Origin of the sequence: Sutterella massiliensis, assembly GCF_016899755.1 — a bacterium.
Classification (GTDB): Bacteria; Pseudomonadota; Gammaproteobacteria; order Burkholderiales; family Burkholderiaceae_F; genus Sutterella; species Sutterella massiliensis.
In genome coordinates this window covers 88,591-109,121 of record NZ_JACJJC010000008.1, presented here as the reverse complement: position 1 = coordinate 109,121, position 20,531 = coordinate 88,591, and the positions used below count along the sequence as shown (strand labels likewise).

Here is a 20,531-nt window from a genome sequence, read left to right as displayed (position 1 = left end):
TGAATTCGCGCGAACCGTCCCCATATAAATAGCAGACTCAAAATTTCGAGGGCGGCCGGTCTGCTCCCGGCGGCTCCGCGCTGCGGCGCACTTGTACAAGGAACGAAGCGAAATGACGCAAGCTCAGAACGAAAAGGAACCGTTCAATCAGGAAACGACGCAAACGTCGGCCGAGGCCGCGGAAACCGGGTGCTGCGGCGGCAAGGACTGTGCCTGCGAAGAGCACGCCGAAAAGGAAGGTTGCTGCTGCGGTGCACAAGCCGAAGAAGCCGAAGCGCCGACGGTTGAAAATCTCCAGACGGCACTCAAGCTTGCTGAGGCCAAGGTACTCGAGCACTACGACCTCTATGTGCGCGCGATGGCCGAACTCGAGAACACGCGCCGCCGCTGTGCCGAAGACGTGCAGAAGGCGCGCAAGTTCGGCATCGAGAAATTTGCCGAAAATCTGCTGCCCGTCGTCGACAGTCTTGAAAAGGCCATTGAGGTGACGAAGGATGACGCGGACAATCCCATGCGCGAAGGGATGCTCGCGACGTACCGCCAGATGCTCCATGCGCTCGACGTGTCGGGCATGAAGCCGATCGATCCGAAGGGTGAGCAGTTCAATCCGCATCAGCATCAGGCGATTGCCATGGTTCCCGCGCCCGAAGGCGTTGAAGGCGGTCACGTTGTCGAGGTCTTCCAGCGCGGCTGGCTCATTGCCGATCGCGTGCTGCGTCCTGCCATGGTGAGCGTCGCGCAGAAGCTCTGATTGGGAATTCGGACAAACGGGCGCGCGAAGCGCCCGATTGTTTGAGGCTTGAGATGGAAACGGTCCCGGGTGAACGCCCTGGGCCGTTTTCTATTAGGCGTGCGAACGACTGCGGCAAGCTTGCTCGCGAGCGCAAGGTGCGATTCAAGGTTCTTGGAAATCGATGCAGAAAGAAAAGATTTTTTCGAGAGACTTGAAAAAAAAAAGGCCGTCCCCATATACGGATTAAGTGAGAAAAAGGTTGTCGTCCGAGCTGCTTCCTGCGTTCGCCGACGACCCTTAAGTTTTGAAGATGTCGCCCGTGAGCGGCCGCGCGGTGCGCGGCGCGCATCGAACGAATCGGACAGTTCCGATGCCGGGCGGACAAAGGCTACGAGGAAAAGCAAACATGGCAAAGATCATTGGCATCGACCTTGGCACGACGAACTCCGCTGTTGCCGTCATGGAAGGCGATCACGTCAAAGTGATCGAAAACAGCGAAGGCGCCCGCACCACGCCGTCTATCGTTGCCTATCTCGATAACGGTGAAATTCTCGTCGGCGCTCCCGCCAAGCGTCAGGCAGTCACGAACCCGAAGAACACGCTCTACGCAGTGAAGCGCCTCATCGGCCGCCGCTTTGACGACGCCGAAGTTCAGAAGGACATCAACCTGATGCCCTTCAGCATCGTTCGTGCCGACAACGGCGACGCCTGGGTTGAAGTCGGCGGCAAGAAGCTCGCTCCGCAGCAGATTTCGGCCGAAGTTCTCCGCAAGATGAAGAAGACCGCCGAAGACTACCTTGGCGAGCCGGTCACCGAAGCTGTCATCACGGTTCCGGCCTACTTCAACGACAGTCAGCGCCAAGCGACGAAGGATGCCGGCCGCATCGCCGGTCTTGAAGTGAAGCGAATCATCAACGAACCGACCGCTGCCGCGCTCGCCTTCGGTCTTGACAAGGCTGGTGCCGCGGACCGCAAGATCGCCGTGTACGACTTGGGTGGTGGCACGTTCGATATTTCGATCATTGATATCGCCAACGTTGACGGCGACAAGCAGTTTGAAGTGCTCTCGACCAACGGCGACACGTTCCTCGGCGGCGAAGACTTCGACCAGCGCCTCGTTGACTACATCATCGGCGAATTCCGCAAGGATACGGGCGCCGACCTCTCGAAGGATGTCCTCGCGCTGCAACGTCTGAAGGATGCTGCCGAAAAGGCCAAGATCGAGCTCTCGAGCCGTCAGGAAACGGAAATCAATCTGCCGTACATCACGGCCGATGCGACTGGTCCGAAGCACCTCAATATGAACATTACGCGCGCCAAGTTCGAAAGCCTCGTTGAAGACCTCGTTCAGCGCACGATCGAACCGGTCGTTAAGGCGCTTCGTGACGCAAAGGCCGACAAGTCTGACATCACCGACGTGATTCTCGTCGGCGGTCAGTCCCGCATGCCGCGTGTTCAGCAGGTTGTTCGCGAATTCTTCGGCAAGGAGCCCCGCAAGGACGTCAACCCCGACGAAGCCGTTGCTATCGGCGCCGCGATTCAGGGTTCGGTCCTCACGGGCGAACGCCGCGACGTGCTGCTGCTTGACGTGACGCCGCTCACGCTCGGCATTGAGACGCTTGGCGGCGTGATGACGCCGATGATCAAGCGCAATACGACGATTCCGACCAAGCACGCGCAGGTCTTCTCGACGGCCGAAGACAACCAGCCCGCCGTGACGATCAAGGTCTATCAGGGCGAGCACCAGATGGCCGCTTCGAACAAGCTGCTTGGCGAATTCAATCTCGAAGGCATTCCGCCGTCTCCGCGCGGCCTGCCGCAGATTGAAGTGACGTTCGACATCGATGCCAACGGCATTCTGCACGTCACCGCCAAGGACAAGGCCACGGGCAAGGAAAACAACATCACGATCAAGGCGAGTTCCGGCCTTTCGGAAGACGAAATCAACCGTATGGTTTCCGACGCCGAAGCCAACAAGGAAGAGGATCATCGCCGCTTCGAGCTCGCTCAGGCCCGCAACCAGGCCGATGCCGCTGTGAGCCAGGTTCAGAAGACGCTGAAGGAATTCGGCGACAAGGTCGAAAGCGAAGACCGTGCTGCCTGCGAATCGGCAATCAAGGACGTCGAAGAAAAGGTCAAGGGCGAAGACAAGGCTGCGATCGATGCTGCTGTTGAACGCTTGATGACCGCCGCTCAGAAGATCGGTGAAAAGATGAACCAGGCTGCCGCGCAGGCTCAGCAGGAAGCCCCCAAGCAGAACGGCAACAAGGACGACGATGTCGTTGATGCCGACTTCACGGAAGTGAAGAAGTAATTCTGCTCGAGGATGCGCCGCGTGTAAGCCGCTTCGGGCGGCACGGCGGCGCAGAAACGACGAAGGGTCGGCTCGATTCGGTTGGGCCGGCCCTTTCTTGGATATGGCAGGGACGCGGCGAACGCGTTCGTGTTGCAATAAAGAACAGTGTCAGAAGCAATGGCAGATCAAGACTATTACGAGCTGCTCGGGGTTAGCCGCAGCGCAAGCGCCGACGAAATTAAGAAGGCGTATCGTCGCTTGGCGATGAAGTATCACCCGGACCGCAATCCTGGCGACAAGGCGGCCGAGGAGAAATTCAAGGCAATCGGCGAAGCTTATGCCGTGCTTTCCGACGAACAGAAGCGCGCGGCTTACGATCGTTTCGGCAAGGCGGGCGTCGACCCTTCGGCCGCTGGCGGCGCGGGTGGCTTCGGCAACGGCTTCGGCGGCTTCGGGAACATGGGTGCGGGCGACTTTCAGAGCGCCTTCGGAGACATTTTCTCCGACCTTTTCGGCGGGGGTGCGCGCGCGCGCGGTCAGCAACGCGAGCAGGGTGTTCGCGGCGACGACGTGAGTTTCTCGCTTGAAATTTCACTCGAAGACGCTGCGCACGGGCGCAAGATGGAAATCCGTGTGCCCTCGTGGGAAGAGTGTAAAACCTGTCACGGTTCAGGCTGCAAACCCGGCACGTCGAAGAAGACCTGCCCGACCTGCGGCGGCAGCGGCGCCGTCCGCATGTCGAACGGCATCTTCCATGTTCAGCAGACTTGCCCGCGCTGTCACGGTTCGGGCCAGGTGATTGAAGAACCCTGCACCGATTGCCAGGGCACGGGCTATACGCGCACGGCCAAGGTTCTCGAGGTCAATATTCCTGCCGGCATCAATGACGGACAGCGCATCCGCATGGTTGGCAAGGGCGAGCCGGGGCTCAACGGCGGCGCTGCTGGCGATCTCTACATCGAAATCCGCATCCGTCCGAGCGAGATTTTCGAGCGCGACGGTGATGACCTTCATATGGATCTGCCGATTTCGTTCGCGACGGCGGCGCTCGGCGGTGAAGTCGAAGTGCCGACGCTCGAAGGAAAGACGCGCATAACGATCCCCGAAGGCACGCAGAGCGGCAAGACCTTCCGTTTGCGCGACAAGGGCATCCGCAACATGCGTACCCGTGACCCGGGCGATCTTTATCTCCACATCCTGATCGAAACGCCGGTCAACCTGACGGGCAAGCAGAAGGAACTGCTTCGCGAATTCGAAAATTCGATCAAGCAGGGCGGCGAGAAGCACAACCCGAAGACAAAGGGCTTTTTCGAGCGCATGAAGAACATTTTCAAGTAACGCTGCGCGTATCAATTGAAAAAAGAACCGGATGCCGCTTTAGTCACGGCATCCGGTTTTTTGATTGCGCGAAGCCGAACTCATGCGAGTTCGGCTTACTGATGTACATCTCAGACGTCGCGCTTGTCCTTACCTTCGACGGACACCTCGCCTGCAGTGCTCTGAGGCGGCAGCTTCGGCGTTTCGGTTTCGGGCTGCGGCTTGGCGAGCTCAGCCGCGGTCTTCTTGCGTCTGGCAAACCAGGTGAAGAAGACCGGCACGAAAATCGTCGAAATGAAGGTCGCGGCGATCATGCCTCCGAAGACGCCCGTGCCCATGGAGTGGCGAGCCGCGGCGCCCGCGCCGCTGGCAAGCAGAAGCGGCACCACGCCGAGGACGAAGGCGAGGGAAGTCATGAGAATCGGGCGGAAGCGCAAGCCCGCTGCTGCGATAGCCGCATCAAAGGGGCCCATACCTTCTTCCATTTTGAGTGCGGCAAATTCGACGATCAGAATGGCGTTTTTGGCGGTGAGGCCGATCAGCACAAGCAGGCCGATTTGGAAGTAAATGTCGTTGTTCGAGCCTCTCAGCCATACGGCCACCATGGCGCCGAGGAAGGCGTAGGGTACGGCGAGCACGACGGCGATCGGCAGCGACCAGCGCTCGTAAAGAGCGGCCAGAATCAGGAACATGACGAGAAGCCCAAAGCCAAAGGCCGTTGCCGACGAGGCGCCGATGCGCTTTTCGTGGTAGGTCTGACCGGTCCATTCGACCTGGTAACCCTCGGGCAGGTACTCGGCTGCGAGTTCTTCAACAATGCGGATTGCTTCGCCCGAGGCTACGCCCTGAACGGCCGCCCCCATGATTTGAGAGCCGAGGTAGCCGTTCATGCGGCTGAGCGATTCGGCACCCGACTTGCGCGAATAGGTGATGAGCGTCGAAATCGGGATCATTTCGCCCGAGGTTTCCGAACGTACGTACGCACGGCCGAGGTCCTCCGGTGTTGCGCGGTACTTGGCGTCGGCCTGCATGACGACGCGGTATGTTTTGCCGTTTCGCGTGAAGTCGTTGATGTACGTACTCCCCATCAGCGTCGAGATCGTTTCGTATACCTGGTCGACCGGGACGCCGAGCGCATAAGCGCGGTCTTCGTCGACAACGAGCTCAAGCTGCGGCGTATCCGCTACGAGGAAGCTTCTGAGGCCCGTAAGTTCGGGGCGCTCGCGAAGGCGCTCCATAAAGGCGTCGGTCACCTCTTGAAGAACAAGCGGATTGTCGTTGCCGTGCGAAGTAATGAAGCCCGAGAAGCCGTTTGCGGAACCGAGCCCTGGAATCGGTGCCGGGGTCGATGCTACGCCACGCGCCTCGGAGTGCTGATTCATGTAGGCCTGCACCTGCTGCTGAATATCGTCGGCGGAATCCGTTCGATCGTCCCAGTGCTTGAGCTGAATGATGAAGGTAGCGTTGTTGGCTCGGATGTTCGACGAGAACGTATCGAAGCCCATCATCGTGAGCACGTTGCGCACCGCAGGCATTTCCTGTGCCTTTGCGAGGATCTCTTCCGAAACGGCCTCGGTTCGCGGGAAGGCGGCCCCCTCAGGGAGCGCCACGGAAACGCGCACAATGCCCTGGTCTTCTTTCGGGATGAAGGCCGTTGGGGTGTGCTCGAGCATTTGCCAGCCGCCGATCGTGACCGCTACAAGGAGAAGGGCCGAGATGATGCGGTGCTTGAGCGCAGCGCGAACCACCTGTAGGAAGAGCATCGTGAAATGCGCAAGCCCGGCGTTGAAGGCGCGGAAGAAACGGCTTCGTTCGCCCTGCGTTTCTTTTTTCAGAAGAATCGCGCAGAGCGCAGGCGTGAGCGTAAGCGCCACAAAGCCCGAAATCGCAACGGAGACAGCTACCGTGACGGCAAACTGTCGATAGAGTTCGCCCGCAATGCCACCGAGGAAGGCAACGGGAACGAAAACGGCCGAGAGCACGAGCACGATGGCGACAAGCGCTCCCGCCACCTCTTTCATGGCCTTTTGGGCAGCTTCGAAGGGCGGTAGATTTTCCGTGCGCATGATGCGCTCGACGTTCTCAAGCACCACGATGGCGTCGTCAACAACGATGCCGATCGAGAGCGTCATGGCAAAGAGTGTGAGTGTGTTGAGAGAGAAGCCAAAAAGCCACAGGCCGGCCATTGTGCCGATGAGCGAAACCGGCACAGCGAGCATCGGAATGATGGTGGCGCGCCAGCTCTGCAGGAATAGGAACACGACGACAAGGACGAGCCCAAGCGCTTCGGCTAAGGTGTGATAGACCTCATTGAGCGAAGCCTCAACGAAAATCGTCGTGTCGTTCGTCACAATGTAGTCGAGCTTGCCCTCGGGGAAGTGCTTGGCGAGCTCGGTAATGCGTGACTTGACGGCTTCGGCCGCAGCCATGGCGTTGGCACCCGTCTGCAGATAAACGCCGATGTTGACGCCGGGCTGCCCGTTCAAGTCGACACGGAATTCATAAGAGCGCTTGCCAACTTCGGTTGTCGCAATGTCCCGAACGCGGACAAGGCCGTTCGGACCGTCGTTCTTGACGATGATGTTGCCGAACTGCTCGGGCGTGAGGAGCTGTCCCGGCGTCGTGATCGTGTAGTAGAGCTGCTGCTCGGGCAGCGTGGGCGAGGTGCCGACGCGGCCTGCCGAGCGCTGCGCGTTCTGCGCCTCAACCGCAGCTTCCACGTCTTGGGTCGTCACGCCGAGCTCGCCCATGCGAAGCGGGTCTAGCCAGATTCGCATGGCCGACTGCACATTGCCGAAGACGTTCACGTCGCCGATGCCGGGCAGGCGCTTGAGTTCGTCGACAATGTTGAGATTGGCATAGTCGGCCATGTCCGTCACGCCCATCGACTGATCGGGCGAGAAGAGTGCCATCATGAGAAGCTCTTCATCGGAGCGCTTTCTGACGGAGACGCCCTGATCGCGAACCGTGGCGGGTAGCCGTCGTTCGGCTGTTCGGACGCGGTTGTTGATTTCGAGCATGGCGTCATTCGGGTCGACGCCCACGTCGAAGACACAGGCGATCGACATGTCGCCGTTGCTTCGGATACTGGTCGTGTAATAGAGAAGCCCTTCAATGCCCGAAAGCTGATCTTCGATCGGTGCGGCGACCGTACGCGCAATGGTTTCGGCGTCGGCACCGTCGTAGGTCGCCGAGACGCGCACGGTCGGCGGCGAAATGTTCGGGTACTGCGAGAGCGGAAGCACCTGCAGCGCCACGAGGCCCGCAAGCACAATGATGAGCGAGAGAACGGTCGCGAAGATCGGACGTCGGATGCAGAACTGGCTCAGCATGCTTCACGGCCTCCGAGTTAGTGCTTTTCGGTGGGCGCTTCATTGGCGCTCAGACGAATGGGCGAGCCCTCCTGCAGGCGAAGTAGCTGATTCGTGATGATGAGGTCGCCGTCCTTGAGTCCCGAGCGAACAATCCAGTCGGTGCCTTCCCAAAGACCGACAGTCACCGTGCGCAGCCGTGCTTTGCCGTCGGCAGCGACATAAACGCAGTAGGTGCCGTCTGGGCGCTGCATGACGGCTTTCTGCGGCACGCGATACGCTTGCTTGTCGACGTCCACCATGAGGCGTACCGTGACGAATTCTCCTGGAATCACGGGGTGGTCTGCCGACAGTGCCGCGCGCATAAGGCGTGTGCCAACCGACGGGTCGAGCGACTTTGCTACGTAATCGAGCTTGGCGGGTATTTCCTTTCCATTTTTCGTGAAGACGCGAACGGCACTTTCAAGCGTGACTTTGGATTCGCCGAGATCACGGTCCGAGGGCGCAAAGGTGATGCGCACGTCATCGTGCTGCGTAATCGTTGCAAGGAGCGAGCTGCTCGCATCAATGAGACTGCCCGGGTTGAGACTGGCGCGCGAGGCGTAGCCGCTTGCAGGGGCGAGAACACGTGTCCAGCCGAGACTGATTTCCGCGTCCTTTTCGTCGGCCTTGGCCTGCTCGAACTGGAATTTCTTTTGGTTGCGGGTGCTCTGCGCGTCGTCAAAGTCTTTGCGGCTTGCTGCGCCCGTTTTGTAAAGGGTCGACGTTCGCTTAAGTTCCCGTTCGGCCTGCGCAAGTTCGTCGGCGTACTGTTTTCTCGTCGAACGAGCGGAATCGAGGCGGGCTTTGAAAGGCGCGTCTTCAATCTCAAAAAGGACGTCGCCCGCTTTCACGAAGTCGCCCTCCTGGTAATTGAGGCGCTTCAAAATGCCGCTCACCTGGGCGCGGACTTCGACTTCGGCGCCGCCTTCTGCTTGACCGAGCATTTCGATCCAGCGCGGTTCGTCTGCGGCGTGAACGGCAACGGTTTTGACCGGGAGCGGCTCGGCGGCTGGCGCCGCATTTTGCTTCGACTTGCAGCCCGATAAATTTAAAACGATCAGGCCGCTCAGGGCCGCAGCAGCGAGGAGCAGTTTCATGATTTGAAAGAGGCGGCCGCACCGGCCGAATAAGTTGAACGCGTTGAGATACGCGGAAGGAAATGCGGAGCGAGAGTGTAATTAACCAAGCATATTACGCAGGCATCAAACCTAGATAAGGGTTTCGCTAAGGAACGCAAACCTATGTAAAGAAATGTTTCCAAAGCGAGATACCCCATTCTTGCGATGCAATGGCGAGAACTAGTCTTTTTTATCTAGTCAACCACTTTTGGGGTAGAGCTCCTGTTGAGCGTAGAAAAACGGCTCTAGCGCTATTTGTATCTTTCGATCGAGAGAATACGGTTGACTCGAGAGAGGGCTGGTTTGCAGGGCTTTCGATGTGAAAAATATGTAAACCGCGTTAAAAACTCTTGTATGGGAGAACACCTGAGCGGAAGGAAAAACAAATTGTAAAGAGTAGGGCCTCTGAATGTAAATATTTGTACTTGATCAATAGAGACAACTTTTTATACCCACAAAAGAGGATGACCGAGAGAGAATTGTCGCGTCCTCACTTTACTGAGAGAAAAGACATGCTCGGATTTGATTTTTGGGTGCAGCTGATCATCGTTCTGATCGCGCTGTTTTACGGTGCCCGTAAAGGCGGTATGGCCCTCGGCCTTATCGGCGGCATCGGCCTGCTCATCCTTATCTTCGGCTTCGGCGTCAAGGTCGGTAAGCCCCCGGTCGACGTCATTCTGACGATTCTGGCCGTGGTTTGCGGTTCCGCGACCCTCCAGGCTGCCGGCGGTCTCGACTGCCTGCTTCAGATTGCCGAACGCGTGCTGCGCAAGCACCCGCGCGCCGTCGTGTACCTCGCTCCGTACATCTGCTGGTTCCTTACGGTTCTCTGCGGCACGGGTCACGTTGTCTACACGATGCTCCCGATTATTTACGACGTCGCCATCAAGAACGGCATCCGTCCGGAACGTCCGATGGCTGCTTCGACCATCGCCGCGCAGATGGGCGTTATCTGCTCGCCGGCTGCTGTGGCTGCCGTCTCGATGATCTCGCTGCTCGAAGGCTATGAAGTCGGCGGCAAGCCCTTCGGCTTCCTGCAGCTCTTTGCGATCGTGATTCCGTCGGCCATCGTCGGCCTCTTTGCCGAAGCGACCTTCTCGTCGTTCCGCGGCAAGGACCTCGACAAGGACGAAGAGTTCCAGAAGCTCATTTCCGATCCGGAACAGAAGAAGTACGTCTACGGCGAAACGACCACCCTTGTCGGCAAGGTCTTCCCGAAGACCGCTTGGGCTTCGCTCTACATCTTCCTGGCGACCATTGCCTTCGTGGCCGTGCTCGGTATGGATCCGGCGCTCCGTCCGGCCGTTGGCGGCAAGCCCCTTGGCATGACGCAGCTCATCCAGATGGCAATGCTCTCCGCTGGCGCCCTGATGGTGATCTTCTGCAACGTCCGTGCCTCGTCCATTAACAAGACCGCAGTGTTCAATGCCGGTATGGTCGCCATCGTTGCCGTGTACGGCGTGGCTTGGATGGCCGATACGATGTTCATGGCCCACTTGGGTGACCTCAAGGAAATCCTCGTCGGTTGGGTTAAGGAAGCGCCTTGGACCTATGCCATCGTGCTGCTGCTCGTCTCGAAGCTCGTGAACTCGCAGGCTGCTGCCATTGCGACGATCGTTCCGGTTGCCCTCGCTGTCGGTACGCCTCCGGGCCTCGTGGTGGCTTTCTCCTCGGCCTGCTATGGCTACTACATCCTGCCGACCTATCCGTCCGACCTGGCTGCTCTTCAGTTCGACCGTTCGGGTACGACGCACATCGGCCGCTTCGTGATCAATCACTCCTTCATCCTTCCGGGTCTGATCGGTGTGATTACCGCGACGGTTGTCGGCTACTTCCTCGGCGTTGCTTACGGGTACATCTAAAAACTAAAAAGATTAGTGGGGACTACGATGTAACCCGGCTGGCCGGTGCTTTGACCGAGCACCGGCTGCCGAAAAAGAAAAGCGGGATTCGGCTCAGGCTGTTTCCCGCTTTTTTGATGTCTGCAATTTGATGAAGCCAAATTGCGGCAGTTGTTGAAAGTGGCGAGAGCAGAGGTGTGTGATTTGTTCGTGCTCGAGTCGTATCCGAGCTGGCGCGGAGGCGGATTTAACACGAGCTTCGGTATCTCTTCTTCGTGAGGACCTTTCTCGCGCTGAGGCCGCGCAACCGAACGCCGGATGAACTTTACGCGCCAAGCGTACGGGCGAAAAAAGAAGCGCAGCGTTTGTTAACGAACGCTGCGCTTCTTTATGGGGATTCGACTAAGAGGTACTATTCGTCGGCAGCGCCTGCGCGAAGCCGCTGATCGGTGCCGGGTTCGCCGAGCCCCATTTTTTCGAGCTTTTCGGCCGAAAGTTTGTAGCCGCGTTCCGAAGCCCAGACGGCAGCTTCCACACGCGAGCGGAATTTGAGCTTTTTGAGGAGGTGCTTGACGTGCACCTTGACCGTTCCATCAGTGATCTGCAGATGCGAGGCGATTTCACGGTTGGAGAGCCCCGACGCGAGACAGCAGAGCACATCGAATTCGCGCCGCGTCAAAATTTGCGTGATGTTCGACTCTGTTTGCTGTAGGCTGCCCGTTCTCAAATGTTCGGCAAGAGCTGAGGTGATTTTTTCTGACGTTGCCATGCCCCCCGACGAGACAACGTGCATCTGCTCGACGAATTCGTCGATCGGAATACTGCGCAGCAGGTAGCCGCTTGCATCGAGTCGGATTGCCTGCATGAGCGTCGTCGAGTTCTGTGTTGAATTCATGATCATGACGGCGCGGCAGTTCGGATGGCGATACTTGATTTCTCGCAGCAGATTGAGGGCGTGAAAATGCGTTGCGTCCAAATCGATCAAAACGATGTCGGGCTTGAGGCCGATCAGGCTAAGAGCTATCTTTTCATCCGCCGTTTGACCGATGACCTGAAATTCGCCGCTCGACGTCAGCACGTCGGCCATCGCCTTTCTGAAAAGCGGATAGTCGTCGATCAAAACGATGCTCGGCTTGCGTTTGTCCATTTTTGTTTCTTATTTTGAAGCTGACGAAGGTTGACTGAAAGTGAGGGTTGCAATTCGCGGCCTCGACTGGCGACCGGGCTCGGTCGAGGCGCGCGGATGTTGACGATTACTTGTCGTAATTTTCGACCGTACGCCAGAGAAGCTCTGTGCCGCGCATAAAGTCGGCTAGTTCCATCGCCTCGTCGGGATTGTGCGAACCGTTCTGGTTGGCGATAAAGATCATGGCGGTGGGAATGCCAGCGTTACCGAGTACGGCCGAATCGTGACCTGCGCCCGAAGCAAGGTGCGCAACCGGAATGCCGCAAAGCTTCGCGGCATGGGCAATGCGTTCGGAAAGCATTTGGTTGAGCGCCGCAGGCTGCGTGCGGAGCATGGCGTCAAATTCGAAGCGAACACCGCGCTCGGCGCCGATGCGCTCGGCTTCGGAAACGAGTAGCGCATGGAAGCGTTCGCACGTATCCATCGAGAGGCTGCGCATGTCGATAGTGAAGGTAACGAGCCCGGGGATGACTGAGATAGCGGCTGTGGGTGCGGTTTTAAAGACGCCGCTCGTGAAAACCAGATCTTCGCCTGCGTCAAGGAATCGCTGCCAATGCGTTTCCATCGTGTGCATGAGGCAGGCTGCCGCCATCAGCGCATCGTGGCGGTAGGCTTTGTCGACCGCGCCCGAGTGGGCCGTTTCGCCAATGGCTTTGACGCACTTGTGGCGAATGTTGCCGCGAATGCCCGTGACGATCCCGGTGCGCACGTCGGCGCTGCTTGTGAGTACGGGGCCCTGCTCGATGTGCAGTTCGACAAAGGCGGCTATTTTGGACGTATCAATGACGGGGCGACCCATGGTGAGCTGCTTCGGGTCGAGTCCGCAGGCGGCGATGGCTTCACCGAGCGTGACGGGTTCTGTGCGGTGCTTGAGTTCGAGATCGGCGGCAGTGAGTTTGCCCATCATGCCGAGAGAGCCGACATAGGCTTTTCCGAAGAAGGAACTTTCTTCACAGCGCAGGATGAGAACGGAGAAGTCGCGTTCGGGTTGGAAGTTCGTGTGACGCATCCACCAGGCGCAGAGCATGGCAGCCGCAACGCCCGCCAGGCCATCGAAGTTGCCGCCTTGCGGCACACTGTCGGCGTGGCTGCCCGCAACAAAAGCCGGCAACGAGCGGTCTTTGCCGGCGAGCGTAAGCCAAACGTTGCCGGCAGCGTCAATACGCTCCTCGAGTGAAAGCTCCTTGCCCAAACTGCGAAGGAAGTCGATGACGGCCGTTTCTTTGGGGCCGTAGCCTTGTCGAGTCACGCCAAGCGTATCGACGGACAATTGACGGACCGTATCGAAAATTCTTTCGGCAAAAGCTCGGCCTTCGAGCTCGAGGCTGCTGGACGTCATCTCTTGATTTTCCTTTTTGCGTGATTGAAAAACGGACGCGAGGTCATCGCGCCGACTTTCGTTCAAAGATACTACCAACGAAATACTTCTTTATCGTTAAGTCCATATTTCAGTCCGCTCGGTTTGATCGGTCGTAACAAAAGCGTCGATCTTCACAGAGTCCGCTCTTCGAAGGAAACTGCGAAGCAGAACCTCAATTGCAAGTGCGGCGCAGCGATTTGATATGAAATCAACCGCGGGATATTGACGATGCCCCGTTAGTGATAGAACGACGATAATGTTGGACGCCGCCAATCTGACGGTTCAAATTTATTGAGGAGCAAAAATGACCACATGCACCTGCGCTTATCACGATCAGTTGATTGAGATTCGCCGCAAACTTCATACCTTCCCGGAAGAAGGCTGGAGCGAATTCACGACCACGGCGTTCCTGATCGGCAAGCTGCGCGAATACGGCTACGAGGTGCTCACGGGCACGAAGGTGATCAACCCTGAAAATTGCCTCGGCCGCAGCCAGAAGGTTGTGGAAGCGGGTATTGAAGCGGCCCGCAAGAACGGCGTCTCCGAAGAGCTGCTCAACGAAATGGAAGGCTACACGGGCTGTGTCGGCGTGCTCGATACGGGGCGCCCCGGCCCGACGCTCGCCGTGCGCTTTGACATTGACTGCGTGCCGGTCGAAGAGTCCAAGGACGAATCGCACATTCCGGCCAAGGAAGGCTTTGCCTCCACGCGCCCGGGCCTGATGCACGCCTGCGGCCACGACGCTCACATGTCGACGGGCCTTGCCGTTGCGCACTGGTTCGCCGACAACAAGGGCGAACTCTGCGGCAAGCTCAAGATCCTCTTCCAGCCTGCCGAAGAAGGTGTTCGCGGCGCGGCTGGCATGGCCGCCTCCGGCATTGTCGATGATGCGGACTATTTCCTCGGCGCGCATATCGCCATGATGTGCAAGTCGGGCGAACTCTCGGTCAATCCTTATGGCTTCCTCTGCACGACGAAGCTCGACGTTTCCTTCACGGGGCGTCCTGCGCACGCGGGTGTTGAGCCCAATGCTGGCCGCAACGCCATGGCAGCTGCCTGCAACGCGTTCGTTCAGCTGCTCGGCATCGCCCGCCACGGCTCCGGCATGACGCGCGTCAATGTTGGTCAGCTCACTGCCGGCGAAGGCCGCAACGTGATCCCGTCGCATGCTCTCATGAAGATGGAAGTTCGCGGCGAAACCGGCGAAATCAACCAGTACATGTACGACTCGGCCGTTCAGATCATCCAGGGCTGCGCGCTTGCGCAGGGCTGCGAATACAAGATCGAGAAGATGGGCGAAGCCGTCGACCTCACGAACGACCCGGAACTCGTCGACGTGCTCAAGCAGGCTGGCCAAGCCGTGGAAGGCCTCACTGTCCGTGAGGATCCGATGAACTTCGGCGGCAGCGAAGACGCCACGATTCTTGCCCGCCGTGTTCAGGCGCATGGCGGCAAGGCTGCCTTCTTCGTGATCGGTGCGGATCGTCCGTCCGGTCACCACACGGCTCGCTTCGACATTGACGAAAAGGCGCTCGATACGGGCCTCAAGGTCTGGACGAATGCCATTTCGCTCATTCTGAAGAAGTAATCGGGACTGCGGCCAACGAGCCCGCATCTGCAGACCGAAGAGCGGCGCGCTTGATCGATTCGATCGGGTTCGCCGCTCTCTTTTTTCATCGGAAGGAAGCGCTTGTCCGGGCAAGACTTCACGGCGCAAGCACTATGCAGTAAAATTGCGCCTTCCCTCCGAGCGGACGAATCGCACTGATTTTCAACGATTGCCGCGCTCGACTCCAGGTCCGAAAGATTCGGCCGCCCGTTGCGACCGGCTTTCGAGAGCTGATCAAACACCTCTTTATCGCCATACCGTAACAGGATTCAAACAAAATGTCGGGTCATTCCAAGTGGGCCAATATTCAGCACCGCAAAGGTCGTCAGGACGCCAAGCGCTCCAATCTCTGGACGAAGCTTGTTCGTGAAATCATCGTTGCCGCACGTTTGGGCGGCGGCGACCCCGACAGCAACTCGCGCCTGCGTCTCGCGCTCGTGAAAGCGCGAGGCGGCAATGTGCCCAAGGATACGATCCAGAACGCCATTCTCAAGGGTACGGGCCAGCTCGAAGGCGTGAGCTACGAAGACGTCCGCTACGAAGGCTACGGTGTGGGCGGCGCTGCGCTGATCATCGATTGCACGACCGACAACCGCGTGCGCACCGTTGCTGATGTGCGTCACGTGCTTTCGCGCAACGGCGGCAACCTTGGCACGGAAGGCTCTGTGTCGTTCCAGTTCCAGCACGTGGGTCTCTTCGTCTTCGCGCCGGGCAAGGCGACAGAAGATCAGGTTATGGAAATCGCGCTCGAGGCGGGGGCCGACGATGTCGTGGCCGATCCCGATGACGGTTCGATCGAAGTGACGTGCGAACCCAGTGCTTTCGACGCCGTTCAGAAGGCCTTCGAAGCTGCCGGACTCGAACCGGAAGTCGCCGAAATCACCTGGAAGGCTCAGAACGAAACGAGCCTCTCGGGCGAAGACGCCGACAAGATGCAGCGCCTCATCGACGCGCTTGAAGACCTTGATGACGTTCAGCAGGTCTACACGACCGCCGTCTTCGACTAATTCCGATGCGTCGAAGTTTCACCCGAAGCATCTTCGTGTGAAGTAAGTGCCCGTCGAGTTAAAAGTCGACGGGCTTTTCTTTGAATAAAAAAGGGCGACGGCTAGAATAGGGGCGCTCAAAAGCCGGGCGTTTTTTCCGGCGTGCACCGCGTCGAACGCTCCCGTTCGACGGATATCTTTTTCACCAATTAGGATCGATTGAATTCCATGAAGCTTCTTGTGATTGGCAGCGGCGGCCGCGAGCATGCCATCGCCTGGCGTCTCGCGCAGAGCGACCGCGTCGAAAAGGTCTACGTTGCACCCGGCAATGCCGGTACCGCGCTCAGCGACGGTCTTGAAAACCTTCCGATCAGCGGTGCCCGCGAGCTGATCGAATTTGTGAAAGCCAACAACATCGACTTTACGGTTGTCGGCCCCGAAGCGCCGCTCGCTGCGGGCGTTGTCGATCAGTTCCGAGAAGCGGGTCTCAAGATTTTCGGCCCGACGCGGGCGGCCGCGCGTCTCGAAAGCTCCAAGGACTTTGCCAAAGCGTTCATGAAGCGCCACGGCATCCCGACGGCCGAATATGAAACCTTTACGGATCCGGTTGCTGCGCACGAATACGTCGCCAAGAAAGGGGCGCCGATTGTCGTGAAGGCCGACGGCCTCGCCGCAGGCAAGGGTGTTGTGGTTGCCATGACCGAAGATGCGGCCCACAAGGCGATCGACGACATGCTCGAAGGTCATGAGTTCGGTAATGCTGGTGCGCGCGTCGTGATCGAAGATTTCCTCGAAGGCGAGGAGGCTTCCTTCATCGTGATGGTCGATGGCGAGAACATTCTCCCGATGGCGACCTCGCAGGACCACAAGCGTCTGCTCGATCATGACGAAGGCCCCAACACGGGCGGGATGGGTGCTTATTCTCCCGCGCCGGTCGTTACGCCCGACATACACGCACAGGTCATGCGCGAAATCATTCGCCCTACCGTCAAGGGTCTGGCGGCCGAAGGCATTCGATACACGGGCTTCCTTTATGCGGGGCTCATGATCCGCAAGCGCGAAGACGGCACGTCCGATGTTCGCACGCTCGAATTCAACTGCCGCATGGGCGACCCGGAAACGCAGCCTATCATGATGCGCATCAAGAACGACTTCTCCGAAATCGTTGAGGCTGCGATCGAAGGTCGCCTCGACCAGGTCGAGATCGACTGGGACCGCCGCAGCGCACTCGGCATTGTTGCGGCCGCACGCGGCTATCCGATGAAGCCCGAAAAGGGCGCCGTGATTGAGCAGCTTCCTGAAAACAGCGAGGAAGTCCATGTCTTTCACGCGGGCACCAAGATTGACGATGACGGTCTTACCGTCGTTTCGGGCGGCAGAGTTCTCTGCGTCGTCGGTCTCGGCGAGTCCATCGCCAAAGCGCAGAAGACCGCTTACGAAGCCATGAAGTCGGTGCACTTTGACGGCATGCAGATGCGCTCGGATATCGGCTACCGCGCGATCGGCCGCTGATCGTTCCGACTGTAACTGTCGTTCAATGCCCGGAGGTTCGAGAGACTTTCGGGCATTTTTCTTACGATCGAGCGCTCAGATTCGCAAAAATGCTAAGGTAGAAAGCGTGAAAGACTCTTTGGGACTGAACCTCATGCGGCGCAGACTCATCATCCTGCTAACGGGCGCCATTGCGTGCCTGACAGCCTTTTCGCCGGCCCATGCCGACGGGCCGTTCGGGTACCCCGCATCCTTGCTCGATGCGCCCGCAACGCTCGACGAGCCGGCAGCCAATTTCCTGCGGCTCGGCAAACCCAAGATCGAACTCTGGAACACGCCAATGGAGGCAGCTGCCGCCTTTACGGGCGCAACGCGCCTTCGAGAAGGCCGCGGGTACTTTGCCCGGGACTATATGTGCCTTTCGGGTACCGAAGGCGGCAAGCCGGTGCTCGCTTGGGTGATTTCCTCGGATACGAAGAACGTCACTGAGGTTCAGCTCGAGTACGCGCCGGACGAAACGCCCGGCTTCTGCAAAAAGATGACCGCCGAGCATCTGCCGCTTCGCTTGGGCAAGGTCGGCCTCGGCATGACGAAAGCGGATGTATTGAAGACGGTCGGTCCGGCATCCTACGCCGACGGTGCTGGCTGGCACTATTGGTTCAGCCAGCAGTATCTGCGCAACAGTCGAAATCTGCAGGAGCTCGAGCTCACGTGGCTTGCCGTCTTCATTCAAAAAGGTCGCGTTGAGAAGGCCTTCATTTCACTCGTCAAGAACCCTTGATAAAAGAAGCATGCTTGAGATCGGAAGCGCTCGCGTTGTTCGTCAGGGAATCGGCCTGTTGGGCGGCACTTTTGACCCCGTGCACAACGGACATTTGGCTGCGGCGCGCGCAGCGCTCGAGACGTTTAATCTCGGGTGTGTCGAGTTCGTGCCTGCGAGAGCACCGTGGCAAAAAGCGTTCGTAACGCCTGCTCGTATTCGGCTTGAGATGCTTAAGCTCGCCCTTGAGGACGAACCGGACTTTCGCGTCAATGAGCTTGAGCTTTTGCGATCGGGGCCGACCTATACGATTGACACGCTTGAAGCGATACGCAGCCGCCTCGGCCCGGGTTATCCGCTTGTTCTTATTCTCGGAGGCGACCAGTGGCTTAACTTTCATACGTGGCGAAGCTGGCAGAGACTCGCGGATTATGCCAATATCGCCGTCTGCGAACGCGCGGGCGAGCCGATTCGGACCAATCCGTCGATCGAGTCCTGGGCTGCGGCGCGGCGCGTTGAGGCCAAGGAGCTCACGCGTCACGCGTCGGGCGCCATTGCGTTCTTTTCCATGCCTAGCCACAAGGCGAGCGCAACGGCTATCCGTTCGATGCTCGGGACGCAGCCCTTCCCCGACGCAATGAGGCGCGTGGGTGACTGGTTGCCCTTTCCTGTGGCCGCCTACATAGCCGCACACGGCCTCTACGGCACGCGTAGCGGCAGATTCTGATATCAAAAGCGCATCGTACGCAGCAGCGGCCCGCGCGATGCATTGTTCACGCAACAAGAAGAAATCGTCGAATGAATCTCGAAGAACTTACCCAGACCATTGTCCAGGCGCTTGAAGACGTTAAAGCCAAGGACGTCAAGATTTTCAATACCGAAGCGCTCACCGACCAGTTCGAACGCGTTGTGATCGCTTCGGGTACCTCGAATCGTCAGACGCGCGCGCTTGCCTATGCCGTGAGCGCGGCTGTGAAAGAAGCCGGTGCCGACGTGCTCGGCATGGAAGGTCAGGATACGGGCGAGTGGGTGCTTGTCGACTGCGGTAGCGTCGTCTGCCACGTTCTGCAGCCCAACGTGCGCGACTATTACAACCTCGAAGAAATCTGGGGCGGGAAGGAAGTGTTCATGCGCGCCAACGAAGAGTGCGCTTCACGTCTGATGCCGCACCGCGTGCAGCACGCACCCGACGCCGAGGCCTGAGGATGCGCATCCGAATCGTTGCCGTCGGCCAGCACATCGCGGACTGGGCGGAGACGGCCGTCCGAGATTATTTGGGACGCTTTCCGCGCGGGTTTGAGGTGGAACTCAAAGAAATTCGAACCGAGCCGCGTTCGGGGTTGCCGCCTGCAAAGCTGATGGCAGCCGAAGGCGAGCGCATTAAGAAGGCGCTCGAGCCTGGTGATTATGTTGTCGTACTTGACGAGCACGGGCGTGATCTCACGACGGTCGACTTTGCGAAGTTCATCGCCAAAGGACGCACTGACGGCGAAACGCTCGTTTTCATCATCGGCGGTCCCGACGGCCTCGCGCCCGACGTGAAGGCGCTTGCACGCGAAACGATTCGCCTTTCGGCCATGACGCTGCCGCACGCGCTCGCGCGTGTTCTGCTCGCCGAGCAGATTTATCGTGCTTGGTCGATTCTCGCCAACCATCCCTACCACCGGGCTTAAAGGCCGATTCACGGAGCGACAAGATGCAGCGAAGTCCAATTTTCCTCGCAAGTAAGAGTCCTCGCCGCCGCGAACTTCTTTCCGGACTCGGCTACGAGGTGTGCGTGCTTGCCGACACGACGGCGCACCGCGGCTATTTTCCGGGCGACGAAGAGGTGCTCGCAAACGAGTCGCCCGAGGCGTATGTATTCAGAACGGCTCGCGAAAAGTTCGAGGAAGGACTGGAACTTCGCGCTCGACTTTATCCGCAGGCGGAATTCGATCGTTGTCCGATCGTTGCTGCCGATACGGTCGTCAGTCTGGACGGCGAAATTCTCGGTAAACCCAAGGATGCTGAAGAGGCGGTGCGTTTTCTCGAGTGCCTTTCAGGCAGGACGCATGAGGTGCGGACCTGTGTTTGGGCGGGGACGCAGAGCGAGCGCCGTCATGCAGTGAGTCTTTCATTCGTTTCCTTCCGGACGCTTTCCCGTGCGGAAACGATGGGATATGTTGCTACGGGCGAGCCCTTCGACAAGGCGGGCGGCTACGGTATTCAAGGGCTTGCCGGCGTCTTCATTGAGCGCATTGAGGGGAGCTTCACGGGCATCATGGGACTGCCTGTCTGTGAAACGACGGCGCTGCTCGCAGTGCTCGGTGCCCCCGTTCCCGCGCTCGCAACGCTCGGCGGTCAAGCAGCGGGCGGGCGTTGCTAAAAAAGAATAGGCAGCTTTCTTCGGGCTTTCGCTAAAATGAGCTTCACGCCGAGGCATACGACTTTTCAACTAGAGCGCGACTGAGCGAAGCGAAAGGTCGGTGCCTTCGGATTGAA

Annotated in this window: 16 protein-coding genes; 12 read left to right on the top strand and 4 right to left on the bottom strand. The window is 58.7% G+C overall.

The features are described from left to right. Positions 1 to 112: 112 nt before the first annotated feature. From grpE to dnaJ, 3 genes are all read left to right on the top strand, one after another. On the top strand, positions 113 to 751 hold the full coding sequence (gene grpE, locus H6A60_RS06570; protein ID WP_205102618.1) for a nucleotide exchange factor GrpE: 639 nt from the start codon (positions 113 to 115) through the stop codon (positions 749 to 751). A gap of 388 nt (positions 752 to 1,139) precedes the next feature. Then, on the top strand, positions 1,140 to 3,047 hold the full coding sequence (dnaK, locus tag H6A60_RS06565; protein ID WP_205102617.1) for a molecular chaperone DnaK: 1,908 nt from the start codon (positions 1,140 to 1,142) through the stop codon (positions 3,045 to 3,047). A 159-nt stretch (positions 3,048 to 3,206) separates the two neighbouring features. Next, on the top strand, positions 3,207 to 4,367 hold the full coding sequence (dnaJ, locus tag H6A60_RS06560; protein WP_205102616.1) for a molecular chaperone DnaJ: 1,161 nt from the start codon (positions 3,207 to 3,209) through the stop codon (positions 4,365 to 4,367). 110 nt (positions 4,368 to 4,477) lie between these two features. Here dnaJ and H6A60_RS06555 read toward each other — a convergent pair whose 3' ends face one another. Both H6A60_RS06555 and H6A60_RS06550 read right to left on the bottom strand, forming a co-directional pair. Continuing rightward, positions 4,478 to 7,678, bottom strand: coding sequence for an efflux RND transporter permease subunit (locus H6A60_RS06555; protein WP_205102615.1), 3,201 nt, complete (start codon positions 7,676 to 7,678; stop codon positions 4,478 to 4,480). 17 nt (positions 7,679 to 7,695) lie between these two features. Then, positions 7,696 to 8,796 carry an efflux RND transporter periplasmic adaptor subunit gene (locus H6A60_RS06550; RefSeq protein WP_239477629.1) on the bottom strand — a complete coding sequence of 367 codons (1,101 nt, stop codon included), beginning with the start codon at positions 8,794 to 8,796 and terminating at the stop codon, positions 7,696 to 7,698. Positions 8,797 to 9,329: 533 nt separating this feature from the next. Between H6A60_RS06550 and H6A60_RS06545 the strand changes: the two genes are divergently transcribed. Continuing rightward, complete coding sequence (locus tag H6A60_RS06545; protein WP_205102614.1) at positions 9,330 to 10,679, top strand: anaerobic C4-dicarboxylate transporter; 1,350 nt, start codon at positions 9,330 to 9,332, stop codon at positions 10,677 to 10,679. A gap of 391 nt (positions 10,680 to 11,070) precedes the next feature. Here the strand turns inward: H6A60_RS06545 and H6A60_RS06540 are convergent, their stop codons facing one another. Both H6A60_RS06540 and H6A60_RS06535 read right to left on the bottom strand, forming a co-directional pair. Continuing rightward, entirely contained in the window at positions 11,071 to 11,805 is a 735-nt protein-coding gene (locus H6A60_RS06540) for a LuxR C-terminal-related transcriptional regulator (RefSeq protein WP_205102613.1), read from the bottom strand. Positions 11,806 to 11,911: 106 nt separating this feature from the next. Further along, entirely contained in the window at positions 11,912 to 13,183 is a 1,272-nt protein-coding gene (locus H6A60_RS06535) for a Zn-dependent hydrolase (RefSeq protein ID WP_205102612.1), read from the bottom strand. A 325-nt stretch (positions 13,184 to 13,508) separates the two neighbouring features. Here H6A60_RS06535 and H6A60_RS06530 point away from each other — a divergent pair, with 325 nt between their 5' ends. From H6A60_RS06530 to H6A60_RS06495, 8 genes are all read left to right on the top strand, one after another. Next, positions 13,509 to 14,792: an amidohydrolase gene (locus tag H6A60_RS06530; protein ID WP_205102611.1), complete on the top strand. Its 1,284-nt coding sequence runs from the start codon at positions 13,509 to 13,511 to the stop codon at positions 14,790 to 14,792. Positions 14,793 to 15,091: 299 nt separating this feature from the next. Further along, the gene (locus tag H6A60_RS06525) at positions 15,092 to 15,820 is read left to right on the top strand and encodes a YebC/PmpR family DNA-binding transcriptional regulator (RefSeq protein ID WP_205102610.1); all 729 of its coding nucleotides are present in this window, start codon (positions 15,092 to 15,094) and stop codon (positions 15,818 to 15,820) included. A 207-nt stretch (positions 15,821 to 16,027) separates the two neighbouring features. Continuing rightward, positions 16,028 to 17,311 (top strand): phosphoribosylamine--glycine ligase, encoded by a 1,284-nt coding sequence (gene purD / locus H6A60_RS06520; RefSeq protein ID WP_205102609.1) that lies wholly within the window; start codon positions 16,028 to 16,030, stop codon positions 17,309 to 17,311. Positions 17,312 to 17,417: 106 nt separating this feature from the next. Continuing rightward, positions 17,418 to 18,071 carry a hypothetical protein gene (locus H6A60_RS06515; protein ID WP_205102608.1) on the top strand — a complete coding sequence of 218 codons (654 nt, stop codon included), beginning with the start codon at positions 17,418 to 17,420 and terminating at the stop codon, positions 18,069 to 18,071. Between the two features lie 10 nt (positions 18,072 to 18,081). After that, on the top strand, positions 18,082 to 18,777 hold the full coding sequence (gene nadD / locus H6A60_RS06510) for a nicotinate (nicotinamide) nucleotide adenylyltransferase (RefSeq protein ID WP_205102607.1): 696 nt from the start codon (positions 18,082 to 18,084) through the stop codon (positions 18,775 to 18,777). A 71-nt stretch (positions 18,778 to 18,848) separates the two neighbouring features. Continuing rightward, positions 18,849 to 19,253, top strand: coding sequence for a ribosome silencing factor (gene rsfS, locus H6A60_RS06505; RefSeq protein WP_205102606.1), 405 nt, complete (start codon positions 18,849 to 18,851; stop codon positions 19,251 to 19,253). 2 nt (positions 19,254 to 19,255) lie between these two features. Then, on the top strand, positions 19,256 to 19,723 hold the full coding sequence (gene rlmH / locus H6A60_RS06500; protein WP_205102605.1) for a 23S rRNA (pseudouridine(1915)-N(3))-methyltransferase RlmH: 468 nt from the start codon (positions 19,256 to 19,258) through the stop codon (positions 19,721 to 19,723). 23 nt (positions 19,724 to 19,746) lie between these two features. Next, positions 19,747 to 20,415, top strand: a complete 669-nt coding sequence (locus tag H6A60_RS06495; protein WP_205102604.1) for a Maf family protein — start codon at positions 19,747 to 19,749, stop codon at positions 20,413 to 20,415. Positions 20,416 to 20,531: the final 116 nt, after the last annotated feature.